This is a genomic window from Streptomyces sp. NPDC007917, assembly GCF_042959105.1.
Classification (GTDB): domain Bacteria; phylum Actinomycetota; class Actinomycetes; order Streptomycetales; family Streptomycetaceae; genus Streptomyces.
In genome coordinates this window covers 1-19,127 of the sequence record NZ_JBIBKK010000041.1, presented here as the reverse complement: position 1 = coordinate 19,127, position 19,127 = coordinate 1, and the positions used below count along the sequence as shown (strand labels likewise).

The window sequence follows — 19,127 nt, the reverse complement described above, 5'->3', positions numbered from 1 at the left end:
GAGAGTGGCGACCTTCACATACACCAATCTCCTCACGATGGACCTCGGCAAGCTGGGCGCCGCGGTTGCCGACTGGAAGACCATGGTCGGCGACCTGGCGAAGCTCAAGACCGAGGTCTCCAGGGGGCTGGTTGCGAAATCCGAGGCGGCACGGTGGCAGGGGGTGAATGCCACCGTCACCAGGGAGTTCGTACGCAGCACGGCGAAGGAGTTCGGCGATCTGCACCTGGAGGCCGAGTCCATCTACAACGTGCTCCAGGATGCCTACACCGAACTGTCGGCGGTCCAGAAGCGGGCGAAGAAGCTGGACGAGGAGGCGCGCAAGGGCGGCGAGAAGGACCCCGGCATGTCCGTGTCCGACAACGGCAACGGCACGGTGACGGTGCGCGCGCTGTGCAGCAAGAACATCCCTCTTTATTCGCAGCGGACCAAGGACCTGGCGCAGTGGTACGCGGACACCCTCACGGGGCTGGTCGCCCACGCCTCGGAGATCGACGCCGCCGTCTCCCGCGCCCTGAAGAACACCCACGGTGGCGAACCCCTGAACCCCGGCCACGCCAAGTACACCTCGCTGGATGAGGACCAGCTGCCACGAGCCCTGAAACTGGCCGCGCTCGGCGGTGACGCGAACCCGCAGCAGCGCGCCGAACTGGGACGCCTGTGGCAGTCGCTGAGTCCGGAGGCGCGTGCTCAGCTGTGGAAGGAGCACAAGAAGGACCTGCTGGCGGCGGGTCTGCTGGAAACCACGGTCAAGCGACTCTCCCCGGACGCGGGTTCGGGCCCGCACGGTGCGGAGACTCCCGGCATGGCGGAGGTGGAGACCAGGGCGAAGATGCAACTGCTGGCCGAGGCGGCCGACTGGAGGGGCATGGCCGACGCGGGCCGCCACATGGCGCACTACCTCAACAACTCCGGCAGCCCCATGGACCTGCCTGTCGACAAGATGCTGTCCGACGACAAGGGGTTCCAGGCCCACATCGACGAACAGATCAGAAGGCACCAGAGCGAGTGGCGCGCAAAGGCGCTTGCGGAGTTCCGGAGGAACGGCGGCAGGCCGGTCGCCATCCCGGTGCAGACCGGGAACAGCGGCTACTCCTTCGACCAGCAGAAGAACCCCAACTGGTTCTTCGCCGTCGGATCCACTGGCTCGAACGTGACCGGCGTGGTCACGGTGGAGCCGGACGCCAATGGCAAGCCCAGGGTCGGCCTCGACTACCAGGCCAACGCCTGGGACCGCTACAACTGGGACAAGGGCAAGGGCGTGGACATCGGCAAGTTCCACATCCCGGACGGACAGCCGTCGCGACTGCACACCACAGGCCTCGCCCAGGAGTTCAGCATGTCGGGCTCCAGCTCGGTCAAACACTACGACCTGGGCGGATCCAGCCCGAACAACGGAGCGCTCCCGAAACCCGACGAACCGGGGCGGGAGGGCGGGCGCACGGATCCCGGTCGGGAGAACGCCACTCGGTGAGCCTACGAGGCTGGAGTGAAGAGGTCGTCACGCGGACCGGACATTGGCTTGCGCTGGGGGTGCGGCCCGCGACAGGCAACAGCGACACTTATCGCGTTCGCCGAGATTCACTTTTACTCGAAGAAGGCACGAGAGTTGCTTCAGCGGGAACTGGACCTTGTGCGGGAAGACGGGTGGAACTCGCCCAGGTCTGTCTATGGCAGGGTGGTCGGTGTCGCAGTGGCCCTCATGGTGTTGTGGGATTCCTTTCGTGATGGTCGCCGGGTCCGAAAAGGTTAAGACAGAAACGACTCGGGCTTTGACCTGCACCAGCAGATCATCGCGGCCCATGACCGGTCCCTCAACTGGTCACGTGAAGGGCAGCGCACCGGAAGGCGGAGCAGGGCGATTGACGATTGCGGGCCAGAATCACGAGCCGGGGTGCCGCCGGTGGCCTGGAGAGCCGTACGGGGTCAGTCGAGCGCGGCGGCCATCCGCCGGACCCCCTCGGCGAGCAGTTGGGGGGAGGTGGCCAGGTTCAGCCGGACGAAGCCGGCGCCGCCGGTGCCGAAGGGGACGCCGGAGCTCAGGGCGACACGGCCGCGCTCCAGGAACACCGCGGCCGGGTCGTCTCCCAGACCGAGGGCTCGGCAGTCCAGCCAGGCCAGGTAGGTGGCCTGGGGCGGGGTGTAGCTCACGGTGGGCAGGTGTTCGGCCAGCAGGTCGGCGAGCAGTCGGCGGTTGTCGTCGATGCCGGCGAGCAGGGAGTCGAGCCAGTCGCCACCGTCCCGCAGTGCGGCGGTGTGGGCGATGATCCCGACATGGCTGGGGTGACCGATCGCTTCGGGTAGGCGATCAAGGTCGTCGGCCGCGTCGGGGCCGGCGATGGCCAGGGCGGCCTTGAGCCCCGCCAGGTTCCACGCCTTGGACGCCGACATCAGCGACAGCCCGCTCTCCGAGCCGGGCACGCTCAGGTACGGGACGAATGTCGTGCGCGCCACCACGATCGGGGCGTGTATCTCGTCGACGACGACCCGCACGCCACACGTCCGCGCCACCGCCGCCACGTCCGTCAACTCGTCGGCGGTGTGCACGGTGCCGGTCGGGTTGTGCGGGCTGCACAGCAGATACACGGGTTGGCCCCCGCCTTTGAGCGCATGCTCGAAGGCGACCTCCAGCAGGCCGGGGTCGAGCCGTCCGCCCGCGCCGAGCGGAGCCTCGATGATCGGCCGGCCCATGTTCTCGACGAGTTGGTAGAACGATGGGTACACCGGACAGTTGACAATCACCGGATCACTCGGTCCGGAGACCAGCTTGATCATCTCGACGATGCCCAGCATCACGTCTGGAACGACGGCCGTACGCTCCACCACGAGCCCGTCCCAGTCCCACCGCTCGCTCGCGAACTTGGCCAGAGCCTCGGCGTACCCGTTCCCGGTCGGATAACCGGTGTCGCCCAGCGCCACCGCGTCCTGGATCGCCTGTGCGACGGGCTCGGCCAGGGGAACGTCCATCTCGGCGACCCACAAGGGCAGCACGTCCTCGGCGTACGTCCGCCACTTCAGGCTCGTGCGCCTCCGCAGCTCCTCCCAAGAGAGCTGGCACAGCGGATTGGCAACACGAGGCGCAACGATGTCGCGAGGCATGATCTTCATGGGCCAAAGATATGCGAAGAGCCGCGCAAATCTTTCGCCTCTTTTGTTTTCCCGGATCATCTTTTACTGCCCGAGTTCCATGGAGTCCGGTGATCTCATTTCAGGCAAACTGTGGGGCTTGTTCCTGGCTTTGCCAGAAGTCGCATTTGTTCTCGACAGGCCGTATGGAGTCGGGCGCGGAGTGCAGGCGTCCTTCGGTGTACCAGGCGGCTCACTGGAAGCGGGTCGATCGGTGTAGCGAATTGATACGTATCGCGGGCCGCTATGCGATTGGCGAACAGAGTGGGACTCCTGCTTGATGCGGCGTCGCGTCATATCCGGTGCGCTCCGCAGGCGGCCGCCGGCGCTTGACGAATGGTCGGCTGCTCCCGCGGTGCGGAGTATATGTCACTTATTGTGGCCTTTGGTGTGAGGTCTGCGTGGACAGGATGGAGTTGGGGCTGTGGCGTTCGCCGAGTCGGCCGATAGTGGTGAGTCCATGCCCTCTCCCGAGTCGGCCCCGGAGCCCGGGCGGCGGTCCCGGGCGCCGCTGCTGGCAGTGTGCTCCGGATACTTCATGGTGATCTTGGACGTGACGGTCATTAACGTCGCTGTGCCGGTGATCGGCCGGGAACTGCCGGCCTCGCTCACGGGCATCCAGTGGATCACCGATGGGTACACCCTGGTGTTCGCCGGGTTCCTGCTGACCGGTGGCGCGCTGGGCGACCGGCTGGGCAACCGCCGGGTCTTCTGCTCGGGCGTGGCGGTGTTCACGGTGTCCTCAGCCGCCTGCGCGTTCGCGCCCAGCGCGCCCTTCCTGGTTGCGGCCCGGCTGGTGGAGGGACTCGGCGCGGCGCTGATCGTGCCCGGTTCCCTGGCCCTGCTCCAGCAGGCCTACCCGGCGCCGGCCGCACGTTCGCACGCCTTCGGGCTGTGGGGTTCGATGGCGGGCATCGCGGCCTCCGCCGGGCCGCTGCTGGGCGGGCTGCTCGTCTCCACGGTGGGTTGGCGCTGGGTGTTCCTCATCAACCTGCCCGTCGGTGTGGCCTGCCTGATGCTGACGCTGCGGCATGTGGCACGCTCGCCCCGTCGCACCGCCCGGGCCCTGGACTGGCCGGCGCAGTGCGCGGTCGTGGCGGCGGTGGCGCTGCTGACCGCGGCGCTCAACGAGGCCGGGCGGCGGGGGTGGTGGGATCCGGCCCTACTCGCCGGGGTGGGCCTGGCCGTGCTGGCCGCCGCGGCGTTCGCGGTGCGCGAGCGGCTGGCCCGGTCTCCTGCCCTGCCGCTGGGCCTGCTGCGCTCTCGTGCGATGAGCGGCGGAGCCGTCATCGGCATGCTGTTCAACTTCGGCTTCTACGGCATGGTGTTCACCGCCAGCCTGGAGTTCCAGCACCAGCGCGGTTTCACCGCCCTTGGCACTGGGCTGGCACTGTTCCCGGCGGTGGCGATGACCATGTTCGCCTCCGCCTTGTCCGGGCGGCTGGCCCGCCGCACCGGCGATCGTCCGCTGGTGATCTGCGGCATGCTGCTGGCTGCCGTGGGGCTGGCCGGCTGGGCCGCGGCGGGAGTCGACCCCGCCTACCCGCTGCTGGTGGCCCCGATGATGGCCGCGGGGTTCGGTACCTCCTTCGCCCTCACCGGCGGGGCCGCCACCGTGATGGGTGCCGCGCCCCCGGCGTACTCAGGGGCCGCCTCCGCGCTGTTCAACACCACCCGCCAGATCGGCAGCGCCACCGGCGTGGCGCTCGGCGGCAGCCTGCTCGCCACAGCCACCGACTACTCCACCGGGCTGCGCGCCAGCATGACCATCGGCGCGCTCGCCTACCTGATCGCCGCAGGCATCGCGTGGCTGTGCGTACCGGCGAAGTCCGTGAGGACGTAGGGAGTCTCGAGGCCGCCGGGCCAACGTGCTGGGGCTGGATGTCGCGGGGCAAGGTCCGCGGACGGCCGGATGGCCAAGTGATGATCGGCGCGGCCCCTGAATGTTCGCGAGCCTTGGCAGCACCGTAGTGTCGCATGGGCACCGACAGCGGGGTCGGTGGGACAGGAGACGGCGTGGACGCCATGAAGATCGCGGCTGTCGAGACTGGCAGGCTGAGCCTCGTGCCGCTCGCTGTCGAGCATGCACAGGAGATGGCCGAGGTCCTCTCCGACCCGGCTCTGCATGTCTTCATCGGCGGTGCCCCGTACTCTCCGCAGGCTTTGCGGGCACGGTACGAGCGCCTGGTGGTCGGCTCACCCGACCCTTCCGTGACCTGGTGGAACTGGGTGATCCAGCTCCGCGAGGAGAAATGCCTGACCGGGACCGTGCAGGCAACGGTCATCGCGACTGAGCACGGGCGCGAGGCCGAGGTCGCGTGGGTGGTCGGGACCGCGTGGCAAGGGCGCGGGATCGCCACCGAGGCGGCCCGAGGACTGGTTGCCTGGCTGCAGGAGCACGGGGTGATGGCGATCTGTGCCCACATTCATCCGGATCACCACGCATCCGCTGCGGTTGCCGCTGCTGCCGGCCTGGCTCCCACCGGTCACTGGCACGAAGGCGAGATCAGGTGGGAGCTTTCCCTGGCACACTCACCGGCCGGCAGGCCCTGACCCCGGCCTGGCAGTCGGCTGTCTCACCGGAGCCGTTGGCGGCGCCGGCGTCATCGCAGTGGCCCTCGACGACAACCCCGTCCTGTTGTGCATCGTCGGGCGGTTGGTCCTCAAGCCTTTGCCGGAGGGGAGGCCCGGACCACCATGGCCAGGAGGGCGGCTACGAGGCAGGCTGCGCTCAGACCGATCCACACCGTGTCGTAGCTGCCGAACAGGTCGCGCGCCGTGGCGCCGAGGAACGCGGAAACCCCGGCGCCGAGTTGGTGTGCTGCGTTGGCCCAGCCGAAGACGATGGGGCCGTCGTCCCCGTATGCCTGCTGGCTGAGGGCGATGACCGGGGGAACGGTCGCCACGTCGACCAGACCGTAGATGACGGCGAAGGCGATCACGAGGTGTTGTCCTGAGGCGGCGAAGATCAGGGGCAGGGCGAGCAGTGTGAGCGCACGGACGCTGAAGTAGACGGTCAGCAGCCGCCGCGGGTCGAAGCGGTCGGTGAGCCAGCCGGAGACGGCAGCGCCCAGGGAGGAGAAGACGCCGATGAGGGACAGCACGGATGCGGCGGCGGTGGCGTGCATGCCGTGGTCGTGGGCGGCGGGTATCCAGTTGCTCCACATGATGCCGTTGGTGGACGCCCCGCAGATGATGAACATGCCTGCCAGCAACCAGAAGGTTCCGGTGCGGGCCGCGCTGAACAGGACGGTTACGGTGCGGCGGGCGGCGCCGGCGTCGGGGGCCGGTTTGGCGACGGGTTTCTCGCCCCCGTAGGGCAGGGCGCCGACGTCGGCCGGGTGGTCACGCAGGAGCAGGGCGATCAGAGCGGACACGGCCAGGGCCACCAGCGCCAGAGTGACCAGTGGCGGCCGCCAGTCGTAGTGGTCGACTGCCCGGGCGAGCAGCGGCAGGAAGAGGAGTTGTCCCAGGTGGCTGGAGGCGCTGAGGGCGCCGGTGACCAGGCCGCGCCGGCGTGCGAACCAGCGGCTGGTGATCAGGGCGGCGAAGGTCATGGTCAGGCAGCCGCTGCCCAGGCCGATCAGGACGCCCCAGTACAGGACCAGCTGCCATGGTGAGGCCATGGTGTTGGTGAGGAAGGCACCGGTGGCGATGAGCAGCATGGCGCCTGCTGCCACGCGGCGGATTCCCGCCCGTTCCATCAAGGCGGCGGCGAAGGGCCCGGTGAGGCCGAAGAGGACCATGTTGACGGAGGCGGCCATTGCGATCTGACCGCGGTCCCAGGCGTATTCCTGGTGCAGTGGGGTGATCAGCAGGCCCGGGACGGTGGTGAAGGCCCCGGCAGTGACGATGGCTGTGCCTGCGACGGCGGCGATGGCCCACGCGCGGTGTCCACGGGGGCGGGGGCCGGCCGGCGTGGTGGCGGGCGGTGCGGTGTCGGGCGGTGCGGTATGGGGCGGTGCGGTGTGGGGCTGTGTGGTCAGCGAGGTCTGCGGGGGCTGGGGCATGGCTCCAGCCTGGCGGGGTCGTGATCACCATGCGAGTGTCTCGATGGCCGTGGTGCGCAAGAATGTGGCCATGCCGGACAGGACTGTCTTCTCCCACTCCACACGCCACCGCGTTGCCGTCTTGGCCCGCCCGATGACACTGCCGATCGAGCTGGGCATCGTCCACCAGCTGTTCGGGCAGGCCCGGACGGGAGCATCGGCGGCCGGTGAGCCCTTGTACGAGGTCGTCACCTGCGCATTGCGGCCCGGCCCGATACGCACCGACGGGGACTTCACCATCAACATCACGCATGGCCCCGAGGCACTGGACCATGCCGACACGGTGATCGTGATGTCCTCCTACGAGGACTACGAGCAACAGCACCTCGGTCTCCCGGCGCCGCTTGCCGGCGCATTCGCCCGCATCCGCCCGGGCGCCCGCGTGGCCTCGATCTGCACGGGCGCCTTCCTCCTGGCCGCCGCCGGGCTGCTCGACGGACGGGTGGCGACGACACACTGGCGCTACGCCGACCGGTTCGCCCGCCTGTTCCCGCAGGTGCGACTGGACGCGGATGTGCTGTACACCGACGACGGTGACGTACTGACGTCGGCGGGGTGCGCTTCGGGGATCGACCTGTGCCTGCACATGATCCGCCGCGACTTCGGCATGGCCGTCGCCAACGACGTCGCCCGCCGCACCGTCGTACCCCCGCACCGGGAAGGCGGACAGGTGCAGTACATCCGTCACCCCGTGCCGGAGCCGTCTTCGCCCTCCACGGCGGCTGCGCGCAGCTGGGCCCTGAAGCGGCTGGGGGATCCCATTACCCTGGGGCAGATGGCGGCCCAGGAGGCCATGAGCGTGCGGCATTTCACCCGGCTTTTTCGTGACGAGGTCGGCACCACCCCGATGACCTGGCTGACCCAGCAGCGCGTGGAGCGTGCCCGGGAATTGCTGGAGGAGTCGGATCTGCCGGTGGAGCAGGTGGCCGAGCGTGCGGGGCTGGGTACATCCGCCAATCTGCGCCAACACTTCTGCAAGGCGCTGGGGACATCGCCCAGCGCTTATCGTGCCACCTTCCGCGGGCCGGGTGCGGCTGGGTGAAACGCAGGGAGCGGGGCGGCTGAGAGGCCATCGCATGTGGCACGGCGACTTCGCGTTCGACGAGTTCGGGCCGCTCGGCATCCGGCCCACCGCCGGGCCGTTGCTGGGCCGAGCAAGCCCGGCCCGCGCGGCATCCCGCGACCTACGCGGCCTGGTTCGCCGCATCGTCGCTGGTAAGGGTTGAGAGTCATAAGACCCTTACAGCAGTGTGGTCGGCATGACACAACGAACCGCCGAACGCGCCGGATCCCGGCCCCGCGACCCGTGGCGTTACCGCTGGATCGTGCTGGGCATTGCCACGTTCACCCAAGCCGCGTCCGGCTTCTTCGTGGGCGGCATCGGAGCGCTCGGCCTGCACTTCCAGCGCGCCCTGGACCTGAGTACGGCGCAGCTGGGTCTGCTGGTCTCGGCGGCTCAGCTTGTGCCGCTGGCCGGGCTGATGGTGGCCGGTGAGCTGCTGGACCGCTACAGCGAGCGCTGGGTGGTCGGGTTCGGGGCCTGCGTGGTCGCGCTGGCGCTGGGCGCTGGGAGCCTGGCGCCGGGGTACGCGGTCCTGCTGGTCGCACTGCTGGTGGTCGGGGCGGGATACAGCACCGTCCAGCCGGGTGGGAGCAAGTCGGTGGCGTCCTGGTTCGACGCGTCGCAGCGGGGCTTCGCGATGGGTGTCCGGCAGGCCGGGCTGCCGCTGGGGGCGGCGCTCGCCTCGGCCGTACTGCCGTTCGTCGCTGAGGAGTTCGGCTGGCGGGCGACACTGCTGACCGGTGGCTTCGTCGCGCTGCTCGGGGCTGGGCTCTTCATGGCCTGCTACCGTCGGCCGCCCGCACTTCCGGCCACGCGGGAGGAGGAGCCGTCGGACAGGCTCGCGGCACGGCTCCGCGCCCGGCTCCGAATGCTCCGTGAACCGTCCATGGTGAAGATCATGCTGTCGGGGACCAGTCTGATCTCCGTGCAGTGTGGTGTGGGCATCCTGACGGTGCTCCACCTCCACCAGGCGTCATCGGTCGGCACCGGGCAGGCGGCCCTGATCCTGATGGCATCCCAGGGTGCGGGGGTCGCGGGCCGGATATGCCTGGCGGCCTGGAGCGACCGGAGCAGGTCCGGACGCTACGTCATCGTGCTGGTCTGTATGGTCGCCGTGATCGCGGGGCTGTCTGTGCTGATGACGCCGGCCGGGCGGGCACCGTTCGTCGCTTCCGGCGTCTTCGTCTGGCTCGGGTTCTTCGGCTTCGGCTGGTACGGCCCGTGGGTCGCCTACGTGACCGAAGCGGCCCCACCGGGCAGGACCGGCTTCGCCCTGGGCCTGGCCATGTCCGTCAACCAGATCGCGATCGTCGTGGTGCCGCCCGCGCTGGGCCTGCTGGTCGACCTCACCGGCAGCTTCACCCCGGCCTGGGCCCTGCTGTCCCTGCTGACCGTTGTCGCCCTGGCGGCCACGGCCGGCGCGGAACGCCGCACCCGCTGAGGCGCCTCAGACCCGGGTGGGCCACAGCCCGACGGCCGTACGCCGAGGGCGTGCTCGACCCGCGATCGAGTCGCCCTGAGCCCAGCCGCCGCCGTGCCGCACATGCGAATCCACCAGACCGGCCCAGGACTTCCATTCAGGCGCCGGCGCCACCGTCGACCGGCAAGATCGCGCCGGTCACCATCGAGGCACGGTCGCTGAGCAGCCACGCTGCCACCTCGGCCACCTCGCGGGGCTCGGCCATGCGGCCGAGTGGGGTCGCCGCCTTATTGCGCTCGATGATGCCCGGGGACACCGCCTCCCACGCGTCGATCATCTCCGTGGCGGTGCCGCCGGGGGTGATGCCGTTCACTCGGATGCCCTGACGGCCCCAGGTCACGGCCGCCGTCTCGGTGATGCTGTTGAGCGCGCGCTTCATGGCGCCGTAAGCGGGGAGGGCAGGGTTCGCGCGACGGCTGCCGATGCTCGAGGTGTTGACGATCGCCCCGCCGTTCCGTCGCATGAGTGCGGCCTCGGCGTTCATAGCGGTCCAGTGCGAGCGGAAGTTCACGGCGAACTGCTCGTCGACGTCTTCGTCGCTCGTGGTGTCGAGCGGGCCGGGTTGTTGGATCACCGCGCCGTTGTTGAAGGCGCCGTCGAGCCGTCCATGCAGCTCCTCGACGCGGTCGACCGCGGCGCGAATGCTCGCGCGGTCGGCGAGGTCCAGGGTGACGGCGTCGGCGACGCCGCCGTCGGCGCGTATCTCGGTGACGACGCGGTCGAGGGCGTCCGCGCTGCGGGCGGCGAGCACGACGGCGGCGCCCTCGGAGGCGAAGAGCCGGGCCGCGGCCGCCCCGATGCCACGGCTGGCACCGGTGATGAACACGACCTTGCCGGTGAGCAGGCCGATGGGTGCAATGTCAATGTTGTCCGTCATGACGACAGTGTCAGGTCGGCCCCCAGGCCGGATGCAGGCACAGGCGGTACCAGGATCCGCGCCGCGCGGCGCGCAGACTTGGGGTATGGACAAGCAGGAGCTGGCCGCCGACCTGGCTTTGCCCGGGCTGCACGGTCAACAGGTCATGTGCGGGTTCTCTGAGGTCACTCTCCGGCCTGTCGCTGGCGCAGCAACTCGGCTGCGATCGAGTATGGCGGTGCCGCGGCCCGGGAGCGGGCGGCATGCTCGACGATCGCGTCCTGGACAAAGCGGTCGTCGGCGGGTCGGGGGTATGTGGCGTAGACCGGCTGGAGCATCGCGGCGCCGAGGTCGGTGAAGTGGCCGGCGTCGGTGAGGACACCTTTGTGCGTCAGGTAGGTCAGCAGTCCGCGCCGGTGGGCAATGCCCAGGGAGGAGTGCAGGGCAATCGCTTCCCACACCCGGTCGACGTCCGCTGCGGCGATGCCGTGCTCGGTCAGCACGGATGCCGCCAGATCGGCGCCCTCCACTTCGAACCGGGCCTGGCCGGCCGCGAGGGTGCCCAGCCCCAGATCGTGCATCACGCAGGCGGCGAAGAGCAGGTTCTCGTCGTAAGCCGCGTCGTTCAGGCAGCCTTCCTGCTCGGCCAACAGGCGGGCGAACAGGAAGCTGCGAATGTTGTGGTCGGCGATCGGCGTGCTCTCCGTCTTCTGTACGAGGGCGAGGCTCGCGTCGACCAGCGGCCCCGTGGGCAGGGCGAGTATGTCGTTCATGCCCCGAACGTATGAGGGCGCAACAAGAACGAGAAGAGGCCCGGGTGCCGTGCATCGCCAGGATCGGGTCATGACGTGGACGAATGGATCAGCACCAGGTGGCGGTCCTCGTCCTGCCGGTGTGCCGGCGATTCTCAGTGATGTGTGGGTGATTCTTGGCCGGCGGCTTCAGCGGGCGGCGCGGGCCGGGCGGTACCGGCTGCGGAAAGTGGCTGGTGTGGTGCCGGTGCGCTGGATGAAGTACTTGACGAAGTTGCTGGTGTCGAGGAAGCCGAGGCCGGCCCCGATACCCGCGACGGGTTCTTCGCCGTGGGCGAGGAGGCGTTTGGCCTCCAGCACGACGCGACGGTCGATGAACTCCTTGGCCCCGACGCCGGCCGCGGCGAGCGCGGCCCGGGTCAGGGTGCGCGGCGAGTATCCGAGGGCGCGCGCGTAGTGTCCGACGTCGCGGGCCCGGGTGAAGTCGGATTCGACGGCGGCACGGAAGCGCTGGAAGGTTTCCGCGTGCCCGGCGGGCAGGGTGCCCACGGGTGCGGTCAGGTGGGTCAGACGCAGCAGGAGCACGCCGAGCAGCCGCTGGAGGATGGCAGAGCGGGTGGGGGCCGGCATGTGGGTGGTGCCGTATTCCTGGGCGAGGTGGTCGAGGGCCCGGTGCAGGGCGGGGGCGTCCTCTCCGGTGATCTGCCACAGGGTGCGTCCGAAGGGATCGTCGAGGCGGACGTCGGCGGCGGTGGCGGGGTCGAGGAAGTCGGGCTCGAACAGCACCAGAGTGCCGGTCGCCGCACTGAGGTCGCCGAAGCGCTGTACCTGGCCGGGGCGGACCCACAGCCAGGTGCTGTCGGTGACGGCGTAGTCGGCGAAGTCGATCATGTGCCACAGCAGCCCCTGCTCCACCGTGAGGAGCAGATGGAAGTCCGGGCGCTGAGCGCGGCCGGCTCCCTCGGCGTCCCGGGCGCCTTCCGCCCCGCCGCGGCGATGCATGCGGCGGCGCAGTTCGGCGATGGGCATCACTTCGACGCCGACCGCGTCGGCCGCCGGCGGGACGTACTGGATCTCCGGGATCGCTTCGTGTCCGTTTTTCACCACGACAAGACCTCGCCGTACCTGGGCGGAACCCTTCTCGGCTCCTACGTTTGAAGTCAGTCGAGAGCATACGCGGCGGCAAGGACGTCGCAGCGCCCGGCCGATATCGATGACTGACTTCTACCAATGTCAGGAGGTCCGAATGACAGACCGTGTCCGTCTGACGTACGCGTTCGACGCCTACTGCGGCTGGTGCTACGGCTTGGGCCCGGCGCTGCGGCAGTTCGCTGACGGCAACGCGGACCGTATCGATCTGCGGGTGTTGTCCGGCGGCCTCTTCTCCGGTCCGCGCGCCCTGCCCGTGGCGGCGTACCCGCACATCCCGGCCGCCAACCAGCGCATCGCCGCCGCCACAGGGGTCACCTTCGGTGACGGCTATCAGCACGCCCTGGCCAAGGGGACCGTGGTGATGGACTCCACCGACGCTGCCGTCGGCCTGGTCGCGCTGAGCCGCCAGGCTCCCGGACGCATCCTGGAACTGGCGAGTGCCCTCCAGCGCGCCTGGTACGTCGACGGCCACAGCCTCTCCGACCTCGGCGTGTACCGGTCCATCGCCGCCGGGCACGGCCTCGACGCCAACGCCGTCGCCGAAGCCTTCCTCGACCCGGCCGGCCGCACCGAAGCCGAAGGCGGCTTCCGGGAACTGCGCCGGCTCGGCGTCGACGCCTATCCGACCCTGCTCCTGCACACCCCCACCGGCACTCACCGGCTCGGCGGAGCGCTCTCCAGCGCCCTCCAGCTCACCGAGGCCCTCGACCGGCACCTGGCCCCCACCTCCGCCTGACCGGCCACCGAACCACCGGACCACCGAACCACCACGACAGATCACGAAGGAAAGCACTGCCATGACGAACATCGCTGTTTTCGGCGCCAACGGCACCATCGGCTCCGCCATCGTCCGCGAGGCCCTCGACCGCGGCCACACCGTCACCGCCGTCGTCCGCGATCCCGCCAAGGTCACCGAACGCCACGCGAACCTGACCGTCACCACCGGCGACGTCCTCGACGCCCAGTCGGTCGCCGCCGCCGCGAAGGACCACGACGTCCTCGTCAGCGCTGTCGGCGGCGGTGACGGACCCGGCCACATCGCCACCATCAAGCCCGCCGCCGTCGCCCTCACCGAAGGGCTGCGGACGCTCGGCGGGCAGGCACCCCGCCTGATCACCGTCGGCGGCGCCGGCTCCCTGCGCACCCCCGACGGCAAGCAGGTGTGGGACGCCCCGGGCCTGCCCGACTTCCTGCTGCAGATCATGCACGCCCACGGCGACGCCCTCGACTACTACCGGACCGTCACCGACGTCGACTGGACCAACATCAGCCCCGCGGCCATGATCGAGCCCGGCACCCGCACCGGCAGCTATCGCACCGCCCTGGACGACCTCATCACCGACGACGACGGCAACAGCACCATCACCGTGGAGGACTACGCGGTCGCACTCCTCGACGAGATCGAGCAGCCCAGCCACCGCCGGCAGCGCTTCACTGTCGGCTACTGACCGACAGGCGCACAGGCTTTTCGGCCCGCCACTTCCCCACCCGGCCTGAGCAAGATGCGCGAGCGCGGCGAACTGCGCCAGGAGGCGGACCCGGACGCGCTCACCCACCTGCTCGCGGCCTGAGCCTTGACGGCTCCGGGCCGCCATCGCGGGCCCCACACATCCGCCGGGCTCTGCGCGAACCCACCAGCCACAGAGAACGGCCACCGGCTGGTCTTCCGGGCTGCCATTCGTCGAATGCCCCTCCTCCCGAAAGTGTTGACTCAAAACTTTCGAACGTTGGAAAAGGAGTCATGGCACGTGCGGAGGAGAAGCAGAAAAATTGACAGAACCGTAGGCGCACGCTTCACCGGCGGTGGAACGCGTGCCCCAGCTTTGATGAGGAGGTCGCAAATGAGTTCACTGAATGTGGCGGGGCGCCATTTCGACGTGAAAGGAGGCCGGTTGTACGGCCACGCCCGCGAGGGCGACGGTCCCGCGCTGGTTTTCCTGCACTACTACGGAGGATCGCGGCGCACCTGGATTCCGGTGCTCGAGCACATGAACCATCGGCAAGGATTCGTGGCCTACGATCAGCGCGGATGGGGCAACTCCTCCAGCGTGCCGGGTCCGTACGACATGGAGCAGCTGGCGGACGACGCACAACAGGTCGTCGAGACGCTCGGGTACTCCCATTACGTGCTCGTCGGACACTCCATGGGCGGCAAGGCGGCTCAGGTACTGGCCGCCCGCAAGCCTGCCGGCCTGGCCGGAGTCGTCCTTGTGGCGCCCGCGCCGCCCGCTCCAGTGGGGGTGACCCCGGAACTGCAGGAGACGGTCTCTCGCGCATACGAGAGCGAGGAGACCGTTCAGCAGAGCATTGATGGCATGCTGACAAACCGCAAGCTGACTGCCGAGCTACGCCAGCAGGTGCTCGAGGACAGCCTCCTCGGCGCAAGCGAGGCGCGTCTTGCCTGGCCGTACCAGGGCATGCTCCAGAACGTGGCGGCCGGCGTCGGAGCGATCAGCGTCCCGGTGCTGGTACTCGCGGGCAGCCGCGACAAGGTCGAGCCGCCGACCGTACTCGCCGACCACCTGCTGCCCCTGATCCCGACTGCCTCGATGAGCGTCCTCGAAGACGCGGGGCACCTCTCACCTCTTGAGACCCCCGACCAGCTGGCGGCGCACATCAGCGCTTTCGTCGCCCAGCTGTAAACCCTCGCAGTGCCCCTGTGCCGCCGGGCTGCGATCGTCCGTCGAGGAGCGATGCGTCGACATCGCCTGGGACGCCGTGGCGCCGCACACTTCAGACGGCATCGCCCACCGTAAGGCCACAGAGTCGGTGCTTTAGCGCAAGAATCGGAGTCAAGCAGTGACAAATTTGCCGAGTTCACTTTCAGAGGGCAGCCGAGCTACAACGAACCGGCAGTACGGGAGATCATCACCAGCGTCATTCCCGTCAGGACGCTCGCTGTCTACTGCTTTGACCCCCGGGCGGCTGGGGCTGCGCAAGCGGTGGCCGACTACTTCGGCGACGAGGTCTACCCCGGTGAGCTCGTACTCGACGAGTCCGGCAGGAAGACAGGTTCTACAGCGACGGTGTTCCCCGTCATCGTCGGAGGCGGACGCGCAGCGGACGCTCTTCGCTCGATCACAGTCTCCCAGCACCTCTTCGGAATCGAGCGGGTCGTTGTCGTACACCATTCCTTCTGCGGCGGCACCTCCTTCACGGAGGAGTGCAGATGCAGCAGGCGGGCGAATCTCGTCCATGCCTGCTGCACCTGCACTTGGTTGCGCTTTCGTCCCGTCTGGATGAGCAACGGTCACCGCGCCGCTTCACGACCTGGTGAGGGATTATCGCCTACCCGCCCCACGGGCCATTGGCTACGCCACGCTCCATGAAGGTGATTCCATCCGCTTCCCGCTCACGCGCCAGGTGGTACGCGAGCGCGTAAGGAGGCGCGGCGGTCTCGGAGCGGGCTCCGTGGACGAGGACTTCGTCGGCAAAATGGCGGACCCACTCGAGCCGTGGGTAGGCGGCATGGATCTGCTTCTGCTCCTTGGCCACGAGGTCGAAATGTTTGCCGAAGTCTATCCAGATGCCTTCGTAGGTGAGGTAGGTCAGCAGTCCCATTCGTTCGGGGATCTGCGGAGTGCTGTGAAGAGCGATCGCCTCCCAGACCCGGTCGACGTCCCGGGCGGGAGCGCCGAGATCGGTCAGCACTGTGGCGGCGAGATCGGCGCCTTCCATCTCGAACCGGAGCCGGCCGGGTGCGTCGCGTCCTGTTCCCAGGTCGTGCATCACATGGGCAGCGAAGAGGAGTTCCTCGTTGTATTCCGCGTCGTTCAGGAGGCCTTTGTGGGCGGCGAACAGACGGGCCCAGTAGAAACCGCGAATGCTGTGGTTCAGCACAGACGGATGCACCGCATCCCGTGCCGCCGCGAGGCTTGCCTCAACCAGCGGCCCGGTAGGGAGAGCGAGTACCTCGTTCTGCGGCCCTTCCGAGAGGGCGGAGGTGTCAGTCATGACTCGACGCTATGAGACCGGACCCCCTGTCAAAAGTGGCACGGATGTCAATCAGCGCTACGGTCGTGCCATTATGGCAAACAGACACCACGTTGCAGTGCTCGTACTGCCCGGTGTGCTCCCGCTCGAGTTCGGTGCCGCGACGCAGATCTTCGCAATGGACCCGCACTATGAGGTGACGGTGTGCGCTGACTGCGGGAACGGACTGGTGCCAGGGTGCGGCTTCGAGATCACCGTCGCGGCCGGCCTTGAGGCCTTGGACGACGCCCACACTGTGATCATTCCGGGTTATGACGACATTGACGCGCTCCCGTCAGCTGGGCTTCTGGCGGCACTGCGGGCGGCTCACGCCCGAGGTGCCCGGCTCGTCTCCATCTGCACCGCGGCCTTCGCGCTGGCCGCGGCCGGGCTTCTCGACGGGCGCCCCGCGACCACTCACTGGCGGCACGCCGAGCAATTGCGTCAGCGGTACCCACACGTCGATGTCCTGCCAAATCAGCTCTACGTCGACGACGGCGAGATCCTTACGTCCGCCGGTGTGACTGCGGGAATTGACTTGTGCCTGCACTTGATCCGCGCCGATCTGGGCGCCGCAGCGGCAAACACACACGCACGCGATCTCGTCGCGCCGCCACGGCGACGGGGAGGCCAAGCACAGTTCATCGAACAATTCCGCCCCGAAGCGAGCGGAGATGAACTTGCTTCTCTGCGGGAGTGGATGCTTGACAACCTTACGAAATCCCTCACCGTCGACGACCTCGCAGAACGCGCCCATATGTCCCGGCGTACACTGATCCGCCGGTTCCGTGAGGAGACCGGCACTCCGCCCATGACCTGGCTGACCGACGCGCGCATCGACCGAGCGCGCGAACTGCTGGAGGCGACCACCGTGCCCATCGAGCAGATCGGCCGCCTCACCGGGCTGGGCGCTCCCGCCTCCTTGCGGGCCGCATTCCACCGGCACCTCGGCACCTCTCCTCAGGAATACCGGACTCTGTTCCGGCACAAGGAGGAGACGGCGGATGCATGACCGCCAAACCTTTGCCGAAGACCGCCCGGAGGCTAGGCGGCCGCGAGTTGTCGAAAGGTGCGTCGGTAGGCGGTTGGGGTAGTTCCGAGAGCCTTGTGAAAGTGCGCTCGCGCCGCGCGAAGTGCTGCGATCACTTCGGGTTCGGGAGGCTGAAGGTAGTCGGCGTAGCCGGGGACGCGGTCGGGTACGTCGTCGGCCGCTGGCACCGAGGGCCGGCGCTGGCCGAGGAGGAACACCGGAAGTCGGTCGGACCCGCACCCCCGACGGCCAGTGGTGGTGCGAGGCGGAATCCATGGTTGCTCGTCCGCTGTTCCCGCGGTGGCGACCGGACGCCCGCGCCGCTGGACGCGTACGCGACCGCGCGGCACGCCGCCGACCTGCGTGACCTGCGCGAACGGATTCAAGAGACTGTGGCGGCCGGTGGGGTCCACTGCTGGGTGCGCGGCACCGTACTGGAGATGCCGTAGTCCTTCTTGAGTTGCTCCGGGATGGCGTAGTGCATGACGCGTCCGCGGGTGAGAGAGGACAGCTCGAAGACGGTGGTGAGGTGGCCGAGGCGGTCCAGGGCCCAGGCGCCGAGCGGGGAGCGATCCTCGATGGTCTCCAGGATGCCGAGGAGGTGGGGTACGGCCCTGACGACGGTGTCCCACGGGGTGTGCGGCACGTTGAGCCAGTCGGCGCAGGTGTCGCCGATGAGGTGGCGGATGAGGGCGGAGACGATCGGGTCGAAAAAGGTGCCGGGCACCACCTCCTCGTAGAGGTCGATGAGCTGCCGGGTCAGATGTGTGCCCTCCTCGGAAGGCCCCATGTGCCGGACCATGTACAGGTCGAGGAACCGGCGCGCCTCCTCCAGGGCCTTGGGGACGGCGTCCTGGTCGACGCCGAGCATGGCACCGACCACGCGCCAGGCGTAGTAGTAGGCGTCCGCGCCGTCCTGCGACATGTGGATGCCGAGGCGGTGCAGGCTGTCCAGCACGAGCAGCGAGAAGAACATCTGCCCGCCGATCATGTCCTCCTGGCAGATCGGCACCCCCAGCACCTCGGTGTCCCACTGGTTCTCGCGTTTGAGGTGGTGGCGGATGGAGGCGTGGAGAAGGCGCACCTTCTGGGCGGCGGGGATGAAGCGGCTGCCGGCCTCGAAGGCGTCCGGCTGCATCAGGTAGACGGTGAACTGGCCGGTCTCCGCCATGCGCTTGGAGGGGTACTTCAGTCCGTGGGCGGCCGACAGCAGCTTCGCCACATGCGGAACGACGTAGCAGGCGGGCATGGAGGCGAAGGACAGCGCGGTGGAGATGTGCACGTTGTTGTCGATAAAGAACAGCCGGGCCTTCTCCATCTCAGCCCAGTCCACCCAGGACGGTGGGACACGGGTGGCCTCGAGGTAGTCCCGCGCGACGTCGGGCAGCCCGTCCGGCAGGGGAGCGCCGGCGGTGGAGACGTGGCGCATCAGGCTGTTGAACATGCCGATCTGGCCGCGTTCGAAGAGCGCGGCGACGGTGGCGTCGGCGAGTTCGTCACCGGATTGCCGCAGGGCGTCCATCGACGCCTCGGTGTAGGTCATGGCAGGGCTCTACCTTTCTGGTGGGTTCGAAATGATCATTCGTAAGATCAGCGGGACCCAGGGGCTCTGGGTATGGCAGATGGTGGGGAGACCGCTGGATGGCT

16 protein-coding genes are annotated in these 19,127 nt (G+C 68.6%); 9 read left to right on the top strand and 7 right to left on the bottom strand.

From position 1 onward, the window contains the following. The first annotated feature begins 4 nt into the window (after window positions 1-4). Window positions 5-1,474: a hypothetical protein gene (locus ACFZDL_RS44165; RefSeq protein ID WP_353596362.1), complete on the top strand. Its 1,470-nt coding sequence runs from the start codon at window positions 5-7 to the stop codon at window positions 1,472-1,474. 452 nt (window positions 1,475-1,926) lie between these two features. On the opposite strand, the gene ACFZDL_RS44160 is transcribed toward ACFZDL_RS44165, so the two are convergent. Then, window positions 1,927-3,099: an aminotransferase class I/II-fold pyridoxal phosphate-dependent enzyme gene (locus tag ACFZDL_RS44160; RefSeq protein WP_353596378.1), complete on the bottom strand. Its 1,173-nt coding sequence runs from the start codon at window positions 3,097-3,099 to the stop codon at window positions 1,927-1,929. 487 nt (window positions 3,100-3,586) lie between these two features. On the opposite strand from ACFZDL_RS44160, the gene ACFZDL_RS44155 reads away from it, so the two are divergent. Continuing rightward, a complete protein-coding gene (locus ACFZDL_RS44155) occupies window positions 3,587-4,969 on the top strand; it encodes an MFS transporter (protein ID WP_353596363.1) in 1,383 nt (460 codons plus the stop codon). 182 nt (window positions 4,970-5,151) lie between these two features. After that, a complete protein-coding gene (locus tag ACFZDL_RS44150) occupies window positions 5,152-5,679 on the top strand; it encodes a GNAT family N-acetyltransferase (protein ID WP_353596379.1) in 528 nt (175 codons plus the stop codon). Between the two features lie 110 nt (window positions 5,680-5,789). Here the strand turns inward: ACFZDL_RS44150 and ACFZDL_RS44145 are convergent, their stop codons facing one another. Further along, a complete protein-coding gene (locus ACFZDL_RS44145) occupies window positions 5,790-7,136 on the bottom strand; it encodes an MFS transporter (RefSeq protein WP_353596364.1) in 1,347 nt (448 codons plus the stop codon). A 43-nt stretch (window positions 7,137-7,179) separates the two neighbouring features. On the opposite strand from ACFZDL_RS44145, the gene ACFZDL_RS44140 reads away from it, so the two are divergent. Then, the gene (locus ACFZDL_RS44140; RefSeq protein ID WP_353596365.1) at window positions 7,180-8,217 is read left to right on the top strand and encodes a helix-turn-helix domain-containing protein; all 1,038 of its coding nucleotides are present in this window, start codon (window positions 7,180-7,182) and stop codon (window positions 8,215-8,217) included. Between the two features lie 217 nt (window positions 8,218-8,434). Next, window positions 8,435-9,679, top strand: a complete 1,245-nt coding sequence (locus ACFZDL_RS44135; RefSeq protein WP_353596366.1) for an MFS transporter — start codon at window positions 8,435-8,437, stop codon at window positions 9,677-9,679. Window positions 9,680-9,815: 136 nt separating this feature from the next. On the opposite strand, the gene ACFZDL_RS44130 is transcribed toward ACFZDL_RS44135, so the two are convergent. The 3 genes from ACFZDL_RS44130 to ACFZDL_RS44120 form a co-directional block, all read right to left on the bottom strand. Next, a complete protein-coding gene (locus tag ACFZDL_RS44130; RefSeq protein ID WP_353596367.1) occupies window positions 9,816-10,595 on the bottom strand; it encodes an SDR family oxidoreductase in 780 nt (259 codons plus the stop codon). Window positions 10,596-10,759: 164 nt separating this feature from the next. After that, window positions 10,760-11,347 carry an HD domain-containing protein gene (locus ACFZDL_RS44125; RefSeq protein ID WP_353596368.1) on the bottom strand — a complete coding sequence of 196 codons (588 nt, stop codon included), beginning with the start codon at window positions 11,345-11,347 and terminating at the stop codon, window positions 10,760-10,762. Window positions 11,348-11,515: 168 nt separating this feature from the next. Continuing rightward, window positions 11,516-12,433, bottom strand: a complete 918-nt coding sequence (locus ACFZDL_RS44120) for an AraC family transcriptional regulator (protein WP_353596369.1) — start codon at window positions 12,431-12,433, stop codon at window positions 11,516-11,518. 139 nt (window positions 12,434-12,572) lie between these two features. Between ACFZDL_RS44120 and ACFZDL_RS44115 the strand changes: the two genes are divergently transcribed. The 3 genes from ACFZDL_RS44115 to ACFZDL_RS44105 all read left to right on the top strand — a co-directional run bounded on the left by ACFZDL_RS44115 (window position 12,573) and on the right by ACFZDL_RS44105 (window position 15,120). Next, entirely contained in the window at window positions 12,573-13,214 is a 642-nt protein-coding gene (locus tag ACFZDL_RS44115) for a DsbA family protein (RefSeq protein ID WP_353596370.1), read from the top strand. A gap of 61 nt (window positions 13,215-13,275) precedes the next feature. Beyond that, window positions 13,276-13,926, top strand: coding sequence for an NAD(P)H-binding protein (locus ACFZDL_RS44110; RefSeq protein WP_353596371.1), 651 nt, complete (start codon window positions 13,276-13,278; stop codon window positions 13,924-13,926). A 393-nt stretch (window positions 13,927-14,319) separates the two neighbouring features. Beyond that, on the top strand, window positions 14,320-15,120 hold the full coding sequence (locus ACFZDL_RS44105) for an alpha/beta hydrolase (protein ID WP_353596372.1): 801 nt from the start codon (window positions 14,320-14,322) through the stop codon (window positions 15,118-15,120). Window positions 15,121-15,766: 646 nt separating this feature from the next. Here the strand turns inward: ACFZDL_RS44105 and ACFZDL_RS44100 are convergent. Beyond that, on the bottom strand, window positions 15,767-16,432 hold the full coding sequence (locus tag ACFZDL_RS44100; protein ID WP_353596373.1) for an HD domain-containing protein: 666 nt from the start codon (window positions 16,430-16,432) through the stop codon (window positions 15,767-15,769). Between ACFZDL_RS44100 and ACFZDL_RS44095 the strand changes: the two genes are divergently transcribed. Beyond that, entirely contained in the window at window positions 16,431-17,462 is a 1,032-nt protein-coding gene (locus ACFZDL_RS44095; protein WP_353596374.1) for a helix-turn-helix domain-containing protein, read from the top strand. The genes ACFZDL_RS44100 and ACFZDL_RS44095 overlap by 2 nt on opposite strands. A gap of 400 nt (window positions 17,463-17,862) precedes the next feature. Here the strand turns inward: ACFZDL_RS44095 and ACFZDL_RS44090 are convergent, their stop codons facing one another. Next, window positions 17,863-19,023, bottom strand: a complete 1,161-nt coding sequence (locus ACFZDL_RS44090) for an oxygenase MpaB family protein (RefSeq protein ID WP_353596375.1) — start codon at window positions 19,021-19,023, stop codon at window positions 17,863-17,865. Window positions 19,024-19,127 lie beyond the last annotated feature (104 nt).